General features: G+C 44.3%; 14 protein-coding genes. 2 read left to right on the top strand and 12 right to left on the bottom strand.

Features of this window, described 5'->3' with window-relative positions; genetic code table 11:
* Together PHE37_RS05955 and PHE37_RS05960 are read left to right on the top strand one after the other, a co-directional pair.
* On the top strand, positions 1-1,835 hold a 1,835-nt coding region (locus PHE37_RS05955; protein ID WP_300008301.1), incomplete at its 5' end, for an ABC-F family ATP-binding cassette domain-containing protein.
* 9 nt (positions 1,836-1,844) lie between these two features.
* Positions 1,845-2,747, top strand: a complete 903-nt coding sequence (locus PHE37_RS05960; RefSeq protein ID WP_299997770.1) for a D-hexose-6-phosphate mutarotase — start codon at positions 1,845-1,847, stop codon at positions 2,745-2,747.
* 21 nt (positions 2,748-2,768) lie between these two features.
* On the opposite strand, the gene PHE37_RS05965 is transcribed toward PHE37_RS05960, so the two are convergent.
* The 12 genes from PHE37_RS05965 to PHE37_RS06020 all read right to left on the bottom strand — a co-directional run bounded on the left by PHE37_RS05965 (position 2,769) and on the right by PHE37_RS06020 (position 11,872).
* Positions 2,769-3,152 carry a hypothetical protein gene (locus PHE37_RS05965; protein ID WP_299997767.1) on the bottom strand — a complete coding sequence of 128 codons (384 nt, stop codon included), beginning with the start codon at positions 3,150-3,152 and terminating at the stop codon, positions 2,769-2,771.
* Between the two features lie 81 nt (positions 3,153-3,233).
* A complete protein-coding gene (locus PHE37_RS05970) occupies positions 3,234-3,524 on the bottom strand; it encodes a Dabb family protein (protein WP_299997764.1) in 291 nt (96 codons plus the stop codon).
* A gap of 8 nt (positions 3,525-3,532) precedes the next feature.
* The gene (locus PHE37_RS05975; protein WP_299997761.1) at positions 3,533-4,423 is read right to left on the bottom strand and encodes an NAD(P)H-dependent glycerol-3-phosphate dehydrogenase; all 891 of its coding nucleotides are present in this window, start codon (positions 4,421-4,423) and stop codon (positions 3,533-3,535) included.
* On the bottom strand, positions 4,420-5,121 hold the full coding sequence (locus PHE37_RS05980; protein WP_299997758.1) for an NAD-binding protein: 702 nt from the start codon (positions 5,119-5,121) through the stop codon (positions 4,420-4,422). The genes PHE37_RS05975 and PHE37_RS05980 overlap by 4 nt, the downstream gene beginning before the upstream one ends.
* Entirely contained in the window at positions 5,118-6,677 is a 1,560-nt protein-coding gene (locus PHE37_RS05985; protein WP_300008303.1) for an ion transporter, read from the bottom strand. The genes PHE37_RS05980 and PHE37_RS05985 overlap by 4 nt, the downstream gene beginning before the upstream one ends.
* Before the next feature lie 9 nt (positions 6,678-6,686).
* On the bottom strand, positions 6,687-8,117 hold the full coding sequence (gatB, locus tag PHE37_RS05990) for an Asp-tRNA(Asn)/Glu-tRNA(Gln) amidotransferase subunit GatB (RefSeq protein ID WP_299993644.1): 1,431 nt from the start codon (positions 8,115-8,117) through the stop codon (positions 6,687-6,689).
* Positions 8,118-8,135: 18 nt separating this feature from the next.
* Complete coding sequence (locus PHE37_RS05995) at positions 8,136-8,687, bottom strand: thiamine phosphate synthase (RefSeq protein WP_299993645.1); 552 nt, start codon at positions 8,685-8,687, stop codon at positions 8,136-8,138.
* Positions 8,684-8,962: a hypothetical protein gene (locus PHE37_RS06000; RefSeq protein WP_299993646.1), complete on the bottom strand. Its 279-nt coding sequence runs from the start codon at positions 8,960-8,962 to the stop codon at positions 8,684-8,686. Before PHE37_RS06000 ends, PHE37_RS05995 begins: the two co-directional genes overlap by 4 nt.
* 10 nt (positions 8,963-8,972) lie before the next feature.
* Entirely contained in the window at positions 8,973-9,650 is a 678-nt protein-coding gene (locus PHE37_RS06005; RefSeq protein WP_299993647.1) for a F0F1 ATP synthase subunit A, read from the bottom strand.
* A gap of 225 nt (positions 9,651-9,875) precedes the next feature.
* Complete coding sequence (locus PHE37_RS06010) at positions 9,876-10,292, bottom strand: c-type cytochrome (RefSeq protein WP_299993648.1); 417 nt, start codon at positions 10,290-10,292, stop codon at positions 9,876-9,878.
* A gap of 61 nt (positions 10,293-10,353) precedes the next feature.
* Entirely contained in the window at positions 10,354-11,181 is an 828-nt protein-coding gene (locus PHE37_RS06015; protein ID WP_299993649.1) for a bifunctional riboflavin kinase/FAD synthetase, read from the bottom strand.
* The gene (locus PHE37_RS06020; RefSeq protein ID WP_299993650.1) at positions 11,162-11,872 is read right to left on the bottom strand and encodes a TlyA family RNA methyltransferase; all 711 of its coding nucleotides are present in this window, start codon (positions 11,870-11,872) and stop codon (positions 11,162-11,164) included. The genes PHE37_RS06015 and PHE37_RS06020 overlap by 20 nt, the downstream gene beginning before the upstream one ends.
* Positions 11,873-11,896: the final 24 nt, after the last annotated feature.

Below are 11,896 nucleotides of genomic sequence, written 5' to 3' on the forward strand. Positions count from 1 at the left end.
AATCAACACTGATGAAGATCGTCCACGGATCACTCGATACGGATGCGGGTGAGCGGATCAACCGTCAGGGAATAGAGATCAAAATGCTCTCTCAAGTACCGAAATTCGATCCGTCCCACACAGTACGCGAAGCGATCGAAGCGGGTCTTGGCGAGCTGAAATCGGCAAAAGTCCGTTTCGATGAGATATCACTCCTCCTCGCCGAAGAGGTTGACAATGCCTCACTTCTCGATGAACAAGCCCATCTCACCAATTTCCTCGATCACCACAACGCCTGGAATCTTGATGATAAAATCGAACGGGTGATGCACCACTTTATGCTCAAAGAGTATGAGAATAAAAAGGTCGATCTCCTCAGCGGAGGGGAACAGCGTCGTGTCGCCCTCGCCTCACTCTTACTCCAAAAACCCGATATTCTACTCCTCGATGAACCAACCAACCATCTTGACGTCTACATGGTCGAATTTCTCGAAGAGCTGATTCTAAAAGAGCGCTTCACCCTCCTCTTTATCTCGCATGACCGTTACTTCATCGATCAGGTCGCGACCAAAACCATCGAAGTCGAAGATTGTGCCCTGAGAGAATTTAATGGAGGCTACAGCAACTATCTGGAACAAAAGCAGGAATTGCTTCGTACCATGGCTCAACAGCATGACAACCTCCTCAAACTCCTCAAAACTGAGAACGAATGGCTCCGTCGCGGGGTCAAAGCGCGCCTAAAACGGAACGAAGGGCGGAAACAACGGGTCTTACAGCTGCGTGAAGATGCCAAGAACAACCCTAGCAAAATCCGAAAAATGAAACTCGAACTCGAACGTGAGGCAAAACACTTCAACCGCGGAGAAGGGGTAAACCGCCAAAAGATGCTTTTTGAAATCGAGCATCTCGGACTTACACTCGGCGATAAGATTCTCATCAAAGACTTTTCGACCCGAATCTTGCAAAAAGATGTTATCGCCGTCGTCGGTCCCAACGGAAGCGGAAAGTCAACTTTGCTTAAAGCACTTCTCGGACGTCTCAAACCCACCAGCGGGATTATCAAAATGGGGGATCTCACAATCGGCTATTTTGATCAACATCGTGAAATGCTCGATGACAATCTTAACCTCATCGAGACATTCTGCCCTCACGGCGGAGATCGTGTCGATGCACAGGGTCAAGATTACCATGTATATGGATACCTGAAAAACTTCCTCTTCCCAAGAGAATTTTTGGACAAAAAAATCGGTGTCCTCAGCGGCGGAGAAAAAAACCGTGTTGCCCTTGCCCTCCTCTTTACCAAAAAAGTGGACTGTCTGATCCTCGATGAGCCGACCAACGATCTCGATATCCCGACGATCAATATCCTCGAAGAGAAACTTCAAAACTTCCCCGGAGCCGTTATCCTCGTCAGTCATGACAGATATTTCGTAGATAAAATTGCGAAAAAGCTCTTTATTTTCAAAGGTGACGGAACCATCGAAGAGAGCTATAAACCGTACAGCGAATACCTCGAAGACGAAAAAGAGTTCCAGGAAATGGACGCTATGGAAGCAGAGTTTGCCAAGTCTGCAACTCCCGCTGTAGCGGTGCAGAGCGAAAAACAAAAAGTCTTCAAACTCACCTTCAACGAACAACGCGCCCTCGAAAAACTCCCAGCAGAAATCGAAGCCCTCGAAGCCAAGATCGATGAACTAAACGCCTCCCTCGCCGATCCGAAAAAATACGAAAAAATCGGAATCAGCGTTCTGGCCGAAGAGCTGGAAAAAACAAAAAAAATCTATGAAGAGAAAGTGGATGAACTCCTCGCTATTGAGGAAAAAGTCGAAGAAATCGAAGCGCTCAAAAACAGTTAAGGAAATCCAATGGACATCGAGACTCTCAATTCTCTGTATTCGCATGCAGGGTATGTCACCTTTAAAGAAGGGCCGAACGGCTTTCCGATTGCTTTAATCACGACACCTCACGCTACCGCAGCCATTACCCCATACGGTGCTCATTTGCTCTCCTATCGTTTCACCTCTGACTCGGACGATCTGCTGTTTCTAAGTGAAAAAGCGATCTTTCGTGAAGGAACTCCAATACGTGGCGGTGTCCCTGTCTGCTGGCCGTGGTTCGGCCCTGATCCGCAGCACCTAGGGCGAAGCGACCACGGACTTGTACGCACCCGTATGTGGAATGTTGTCTCTTCCGATCTTCTCCCCGATCAAGAATGCAGTATCACTTTTGAGTTGACCGATACCCCTGAAACCTATGCCCTATGGCCTCACCGATTTTGCCTGACTCTAAAGCTCACGGTCGGCAAATCACTTACCCTTGAGCTTACAACCAAAAATCTCGGAGATACACCGGTGGAGCTTACTCAAGCACTTCACACCTACTTTAACATTGGGGATATCACCCAAACAAGAATAACCGGTCTCGAAGGATTCACCTATACCGATAAAACCGATGACAGCCGAGAAAAGCCTCAAAAAAATGCCATCCGAATCGATGCCGAAACCGACCGTGTCTATCCTACCGACGGTAGAGATATCGTAATTCGTGATGAGACATTCAATCGAAACATACGTATTGAGTCAAAAGGAAGCAATACAGCTGTGATTTGGAATCCGTGGATACGGGTATGTGAGCAAAAAGCGGATTTAAATGCAGAAGACTACAAAAAAATGATTTGTGTCGAAACGGCAAATGCAGGCAATGATATTGTTACCCTCTTACCGTCTCAACACCATGTTTTAAAGACAGTTTATTCGATAAAAAGCTAGCACGTATCTGATGGGGAACGTTTAACGTCCTCCCATACCTCCGCCACCCATTCCGCCACCGCCGCCCATCCCTGAGCCCATACCGCCGCCTTGCATCATCCCTTTGCCTGAGCCTTGGTTTTTCATTTTAGGAACACGGTTTTCCGGTTTTTTCATAAACTTTTCATTTTGCTCTTTCGTCATTGTTTTCTGACGGCTCATAAGCTCATTATGAAGCTGTTCACGCTCCTGCTGAGTAGCCATCGTTCCCCGTTTTTCCAACAACTCATCCGTACTCATAGTTCGAAATCTATTTTGAATTTCGTTTTGAACTTGTACCCGTTCTTGATTCGTTGCGGCAGTTTCACCGAATGCGAATGAAGATAGTAAGGCCGCAGCCGATACGACAGTTAGTAACGTTTTCATAATGATACTCCTTTGGAAGGTTTCTACCATTATAAAACGGAAAAGTTACAAAAGAGTTAATGAATACGATCTAAAAATCAACTATCGAATATAATCGACAACTTTAGAGAGACTCGTCGCCTCTTTAATTACGCTGACAACCTCTTGGTGTGCCGGATGGGGAACATAGAAATCCAATCCTGCCTGATTCTCAAATATTGAGGTCAGAACCAAATCAAATGAACGCTCGCTTCGGCTGACATCGACACCGACTTCCATACTTTTAAGGCTATCTATCTTGGACGGAAGCGCTTCGAGCATTGCTTTTACCCGAGCCAGATTGGCCTCTTTGTTCTCTTCTTTAAACTGAAACATGACAATATGAACTAACATCTTTTTTACTACCTTTCAATTAAATCTTTTAAACTTTGTCGAGGAGATTTCCCCTCTAAAATGGCATATACCTCTGCGGCAATGGGAAGATATACCCCTCGTGCTTCTGCAATCTCATGGAGTGCATAAGCTGTCCCGATCCCTTCACTCACTTCACCTATTTCCATGCATACTTGTTCTTTGTTTTTACCCTGTGCCAATCCAAGCCCAACCCGGTAGTTACGCGACATCGAAGAACTGGCTGTTAAAAACAGATCCCCGGCACCGCTCAAACCTAAAAAACTCTCTTGTGAAGCTCCGTATGCCCGTCCGAAACGTTCCATTTCGACAAGGCCCCGTGCGATCAAACTGGCAGCTGCGTTATGGCCCAGTCCAAGTCCCTCGCAAATCCCGGCGGCAATAGCGATAACGTTTTTATACGCTCCCGTAATCTCCGCTCCGATGACATCCTCGCTCACATAGGTACGGATAAATTTTGGGAACAATGCGGCAAACTCACGTGCCGTAGAAAGCGAAGTCGAATTAATCACCAATGCAGTCGGAAGCGAACGGATCACTTCAGCCGCAAATGAAGGGCCGGAGAGAAAACAGAGATTTTCGCTGGGAATATACTGCATATAGATTTCATTCAAAAATCGGCCGCTTGAGGCTTCGATCCCTTTTGCCGCAACAAGGATTTTTTGTCCCGAAAAAACAAAATTTTCCTCAAGCCATTTCCCGATCTGTTGTGCTGGAACGGTTATGATGAGATATTCGCACTTTAACACTTCTTCGAGAGGTCTAAAATTCGGCCAGTTCCGAGGAGTGCGTGACGTAATAATAACCTCATTTTTTTCACTCATCGCAAAACTGAGCGCTTCACCCCATTTGCCTGCACCGATAATCCCTACTTTTTTCATACCGATACCTCCATTGCCTTCGAAAATGCGGCTATTTTATCCTCATAACCGATAACCACCAAAATGTCGTCGGGATCGATATGGTGATTGTGCCCTCGTGACGTAAAGCTGAACGTTGCTCCCAACTGAAAATCCACAATGGCTAAAACCAATACATCGTACTCGTTTCCCCAATCAATATCATGCAGATGTTTTCCCACCACAAAACTCCCTTTTGAAACGGTTATTTGTGCTATTTTTAGTTTTGAATCTTCATAAAAAATATCATGGAGTACTTCGGTAACCGTCGGCTTTTCAAGCATTTCGCTTATAATACCGGCAGTAATCTGCAAAATCGGCATCACTTTGTTGGCACCGGCACTTTTCATTTTCTCGGCACTTTCATGATCCCCGGCCAAAGCAATAATAGGGAGATTTTCAAACGTTGCACGTAAAGAGATCGTTAAAAAGACATTTTCTGCATCGTTGTCCAATGCACAGAAGACGATCAGTTCATTGATATTAAAACGTTCTTCAATACTCTTCCAGTCTTCACTGAGATCAAACAATTCCGCTTCAAAACCGGCTAAGCGTGCAAATGTTTTTTCCGCTTCAGTCATAACAAATACGGCAAAAGAGGGGTATTCACCGGAAATTTGCAATGCTATTTGTTTGGCATATTCATTAAAACCGAACACCAATGCGCTTTTGTAAATCATCTCTTCCCTTTTTGGTACATGAGCGTTTGAAATTCATCGATCAAGGAGCGCGTAGCAATGACAATTGCGACATCCCCCTCCTTGATGATTAAGTCTGTCGAAGGGTTAAATAAAAATTTTCTATCCGATGTTTTGTATATTCCCAATACGATCAACCGTTTATGAAAGAGCGGGAGTTTCGCAATCTCAAAAAAGCGTTCTGCCATCGTCGCATCCAATCCAATCTCTTCGATAAACACCCCGCTGTTTTCAGATCGCAGCGCATGAATAACCTCAAAGGCTACCGGCCGGCCGCTCACCTCTTTACTGATAAGACCGATTAATTCTTGCGTATAAACAATCTCATTAATCCCTGCAAAAGAGAGCTTGCGGCGGTTTTCATCTTGATGCAAAATTGAGAGTAAAGGCACTTTTTTAGAGAGTTCACGAATCGTCAAAGCCGTATAAACATTTAAAACATCACTCTCCCGCAGCAATATAACGGCTTTCGCCTGACTTGGGATGTCTATTTTGATCGCTTGATAAGAGTGCAGCGATCCTGAATCGTATGCTAAAGCGGTAAACCCGTCTTTGTGTGCCTGCTGGACTTTTTCTTTATCGAGTTCCAATATAACAATCTTATTTCCATGACGTATAAACTGCCGCGCCACCTCTGCTGCGAGTGGAGAATATCCGCATATCAAATAAAACTGATCGATCTTGCCTACATCATCGATTAATTTTTCCTCTTTAATCTGATCGAGTTTTTCCGTAAAAGCCGATACAACGATCGATGTTGCAAAAGAGATAACAGCAATCCCTGCGATGATTATCGCCATAGCGACGATACGGCCTTCATCCGTAACCGGAACAAAATCCCCGTACCCTACAGTGAAAATCGTTACGACGGACCAATACAAGGCATCAAAGAGCGTATTAATCTTCGATTCCGGATTATGCGCTTCCATAACGTAAATCAATACAGAGGAGACCAGAATAATGACTGCGGCAAAAATCCCGAGAGTGAAAATCTCAAATTTTTTGGATGAAAGAATCGAAACAAGCTGTGACAAACTTCGGGAATAGCGGAAAAGCTTGAACACCCGGAATAAGATAAAAACACGCAATATCCGAAATTCATGGAAAAACGGCATAATTGCCAACATGTCAATGATGGACGATGTAGACGTTACGAAAGTAAGCTTATTTTTAAAAATGGTACGTAAGGCATTAAAGTAATTAAATGGGCGCTGTATAAATACATCATGTTCATACTGTTCGATAACTATTTTCGAGGTGTCACTGTATACCCATAATCGGAGCATATATTCAATAAAAAAGATAAATGAAACAACATAGTTATTGAAAAAAATCCATTTCGGACTCACTTCATGTTTGACATGCAGGATCAAGATATAGACGCTGATAACAATCAGCACCATCATCGTATAATCAAAAAATCTTTTATAAGGATATGCAGGATTTTCGAGAAGATTGTAAAAAAACTTTTTGGCATGCCGATAGCGGGGGGACGCATGGAGAAAAAAAGCGATCCCTACCATCCATTGGCTGAACATCCCTAGCCTTTATTGCGCTAGTTTGGATTGGAGAATCTCATTCAGCGTATTAGGATTTGCCGAACCTTTCGATGCTTTCATAGCCTGTCCGACGAAGAATCCGAACAGTTTGTCTTTACCCGATTTGTATTCTGCCACTTTGTCGGTATTAGCCGCTAAAATCTCATCGATCAGCGCTTCGAGAGCACCGGTGTCGCTGACTTGTTTAAGCCCCAGTTTTTCGATCACTTCATCGACATCGCCCCCCTCGTTCTCAAGGAGATGGTCGAGAACTTCTTTGGCTGCTTTACCGCTGATAACACTCTCCTCGATCCGTTTGACAAGGGTACCGAGGGTTTGGGCACTGACCGGAGACTCATATGCACTGATCCCCCCTTTGAGACGCCCCTGCAACTCTACCGTGAGCCATGTGACTGCATTTTTTGCCGTAATACCGCACTCCAGCATCGATTCGAAATAATGGGCATTTTCCAAATCAGCCGTGATCACAGCCGCATCGTATTCACGAAGACCGAATGCGGTTACAAAACGCTCTTTTTTCGCATCCGGGAGTTCAGGGATATTGAGGATATTTGCATACATCGCATCATCCACGATCACTTTGAGCAAATCGGGTTCAGGGAAATAGCGATAATCCGCCGCTTCCTCTTTGCCGCGCATCGAGCGGGTTTCTTGTTTCACCTGGTCAAACAGACGGGTTTCCTGAACAATCTCCTGCTCATACACACCGTCTTCCCACGCCTCTTTCTGACGTGCTACCTCAAGCTCGATCGCACGTTGGATAAAGCGGAAGCTGTTGATGTTTTTGATCTCGACACGGGTATAGAGTTTTTCATCCCCTTTTGGACGAATAGAGACGTTTACGTCAACACGGAATGATCCCTCTTGCATGTTCGCATCGGAGATATCGATATAACGGACAATTGAGTGGAGCTTTTTAAGATACGAAATCGCATCTTCGGCTGAACGCATATCCGGTTCGGAAACGATCTCAAGCAACGGTGTCCCCGCACGGTTTAGGTCCACTTTTGAAATAGGACCGTCATGGATGTTTTTCCCCGCATCCGCTTCGATATGGGCACGGTTGATACGGATGGTTTTATGGCTTCCGTCTTCGAAGTCGATCGTCAGTTTCCCGTGTTCGACGATGGGAGTATAAAGCTGAGTAATTTGGTACGCACTCGGGCTGTCCGGATAAAAATAGCTCTTACGGTCAAAAAACGAGGTTCGGTTGATCGTGGCACCAACTGCCGTACCGAACATTCCCGCTTTACGAACCGCTTCTTTGTTGAGTACCGGCAATGCACCCGGCAATGCGAGACAGGTCGGACAGGTATTGGTGTTTTGTTCGTGGTTAAAGCTGGTAGGACATGAGCAAAAAAGTTTAGACTGGGTATTAAGCTGGACGTGGACTTCCAAACCGATAATGGTTTCAAACATACGAATAGTTTCCTTGGTTTATATAAAATATCGGATCGAAGCGAAGCCGAATACTCCGCATTTTTCGACCGCGTTTATTTGCTCATCGGTCGTAATCCCGCCGAGCGCAAAAATAGGTATACTTATTTTATCCACTATTTCTTTTAAATCCTCTAAACCCTTGGGTTCTCCTTTGTTCGGAGACGCAAATATCGGACTGTAAGTGATCGCATCGGCACCTAAATCCTGAGCTTTGAGGGCTTCTTCATAGGTATGGGTACTGATAATGACATAAAGACCCAAAGCTTTTGCGTTAATGATGAGATCAGACTGTGCAGACGTCAAATGCACTCCGTCAGCTTTTAAAGCATTCGCAAGTATATAATCACCGTGTAAAAGAACATTAGGGACGTGATGATTTCGGCATACTTCGACAAAAGTTTGTGCAAGATTAGGATAATCAGAGGTTTGTTTGTCTCTAAGTAGAATAAAATCCGGAAGTGTACGGGTAAAAACAGTTTCGAGAGAAGATGTGAGCACAAATGGCTCACTTCCATAGTAGGCGGGATCAGTGATCAGATAAGTTTTCACGCGTCTTCTGAAACTTCCTTGACACTGTCTCGGATCTCTTCGAGAAGTGCCGTTTGTTTGAGCATCATTTCATGACGATCACGATACATCGACATTGTTTCCAATACCAAAATCAAAAAAAGTGCTAAAAAGAGGAAAACAAACGTAAACATCAATGCGGGGACTAAACCCAGAAAGAGAAAGGATTTAAATGTTACCAAGGCTCCAACGATAACGAAGGCCCAGGAAACCCCGCCAAGGAAGCTTAAAAGTGCGTCAAACGTACTTCGCTTCATAGGTATAGACTCAGTGTTCGTCGTGAAGAAGAACCGCACCACCGAGGTAAACGTAGGTGAGCATCATGAAAATGAATGCTTGCAAGAATGCCATAAATGTCAACAATGCAAACGGAACGATTGGAAGAATCCATGGAGCCAACATCAACAATACCATCAAGAACATATCGTCCCCTTTGACGTTACCGAATAATCGGAAGCTCAAAGAGATGATACGAGAGATATGTGAAACTATCTCGATCGGGAACATCAACCATGCCAACCACCATACAGGACCCATAAAGTGTTTGAAGTAGCTGATAATACCGTTACGACGGATACCTTCGAAGTTATAGTATACGAAAACGACCAAAGCAAGTGCTAGCGTAAAATCCAAAAACGCACTCGGCGCTTCAAAACCCGGAAGGACTCCGATAACGTTTGCGATACCGACGAAAAGACCGATCGTCGCAACAAGAGGAAGGTAACGGCGAGCTTCCGCTTTACCCATTACATCCGCACCCATAGCAAGAACGCCGCTAAGATATGCTTCCATTACGTTTTGTGCTCCGGTTGGAACAAGACGAAGATTTGACGTCGCCATTTTTGCGATCACAAGAACAATTGCCGCTGTTAGCAACATGTGTGTGAGGAAAATGAACGTGTGTTCGTGGCTGATAAGGCCGAAGAAGGTAAACAACTCACCCATAAGTAGCGTTCCTTTGCATAGAAAATTAGTGGAATTCTACCTTTATTGAGATTAAATTCCTATAAACTCTGAGGATGAAATCCCCTCTTTACGCTTATAATATTATCATTAAGCGGTTTTTTAATCAATTTACGGGAGATTATTTTCTCTCTATTGTGTAAAAAATTGACAAAAGAGGAAAATGTCAGCGGTTAGCCCCAAAAGGGGCTGAAGGGAGGAAAAAAGTTATTTTTGACCGAATGTCGTAACGATGTACTCTGCCATTTTTTCGTCTGAAAATTTACCTTCACGCTCTTCAACTTTCTTCAAGTTCTTTTGCATTACAGAGTGCGCCGATTTACTGTCAAAATCTTTATTTCTTAAATCTTTCAATTTAACTACAAGTTCTTCTTTACTCAAAGTGTTTAGAGGAGGACCGTAAATATCACTTTTTTCTTGCGATGCCATACCGTTGGCTGCAGCTTCTTCCACCGAAGTACCCGGCTGTTCTTTGAGTTTTGGCACTCCGTTGGCTTTCAAACCATGACAGTTAGCACAACGGTTTTTATAGATCATACTCGGCGTTTCCAATGTTTTCGCGCTGCAGAAACTCGACATTAATAAAGATGCAAGACCAACTACAAATATTCCACGTGTTTTCATTTACGGCTCCTTAATGGGTATTCTTAATGATAACACCTTTGGTTTAAAAATATCTTATATTTTATAAGCTCAAATGACGCAGTTCTGTCTTGGCAAATGCAATATCGTTTTGAATCGCTTCTTTGAGAGCATCAAGGGATTCAAACTTCTGATTTTTACGTATAAATTTGACGAAACTGACCGATGCGTTCGAACACGATTCTATTGTCTCACCCAAAATATGGCTCTCGATCGCATAGCTCCCATCCGTAGTGACACGATGGCCTACAAACACGACTGAAGGGTGAAAATGTTCTTCATTATCGATACGTGTAAACGCTGCATACACTCCCTCATAAGGGAGCAAATAACCCGGGCACTCCAGGTTGATCGTCGGTACGAGTTCGGTTTTACCGATCCCCTGCCCTTTTACCACGGAGCCTTTAATGGTGTAATTATGTCCCAAAAAACGGTTTGCTCCTGTAATATCTCCGATTTGGATTTTATTTCGGATTTTATGGGAATGGACGGAATCGTTATCAAGACAAACCTGCTCGATAACCCGAATTTCACCTGTAAAAAGCTCATGCAGATTGGCGTATGAATAACGGCGGTTTTTCCCGAAATGGAAATCATATCCGACAACTATTTTGGCCAAGCTTGGGAATCGGTGTTTGAGGATGGCGATAAACTCCTCCCCTTCCAAATGGCGAATATCTTCAAGGGAATAATAAAATATCGGATAATGGGTGTAGTGTTCACGTTCGCTGCCGGGAGTAAGGTTGGCATATCCTGTCTCAATGACGACGATCGCGCCGTTTTCACCCAGTTCCTCAAATAACCGCTGATGCCCGATATGCATCCCGTCAAATCCGCCGATACTGATCGAATCAACCTTTGATAAAGGCATAACATGTCTCCTGATTTCCCTCTTTGCCGCTGATGTGGGCTACCTCTTTTGCAATACACTTCCATCCCATCAAAGCACACGTATCTTCAAAACGGATCATTGCTTTACCGATGGCTTTGTCATCTTTGACCACGCCGTTTTTATCCCGTTTGACTTCACGTCCCACTTGGAACTGCGGTTTAAAGAGGAGGACAATATAGTTGGATGCCAACCGATCGATTGATTCGAGTATCAGTTCCAACGGGATAAACGCCACATCACAGGTGACAATCTCAAACGGCACTTCACTCGAAAATGTCCGTATATCGGTATTTTCATAAAGGCTGATGCGTGCATCACCCCGCAGACTCGGATGAAGCTGATCACTCCCAACATCGACACAGGTTACACTTGAAACGTCATTTTCTAAAAGCACTTGGGAAAACCCGCCTGTACTCGATCCGATATCCAATGCCCGCAGGTTTTTTAAATCCCATCCGGTATACGGGAGGAATCCTTTGAGCTTAATTGCAGCACGGCTCACATACATCTCCGTATCTGCAACGTTGACGTCCATCCCTTCGGTAACGTCAAAAGAAACTTTATCGACAATCTTTCCATCTACGCTTACCGCATGCTCTTTTATCAGCTGCTGCGCTTTATTCCGGCTCTCAACCAGCCCTTGTTCTACTAAAAAACTATCAAGTCTCATATCAATCCATTATCTTTTAATATG

It is taken from the genome of Sulfuricurvum sp. (assembly GCF_028681615.1).
GTDB lineage: Bacteria > Campylobacterota > Campylobacteria > Campylobacterales > Sulfurimonadaceae > Sulfuricurvum.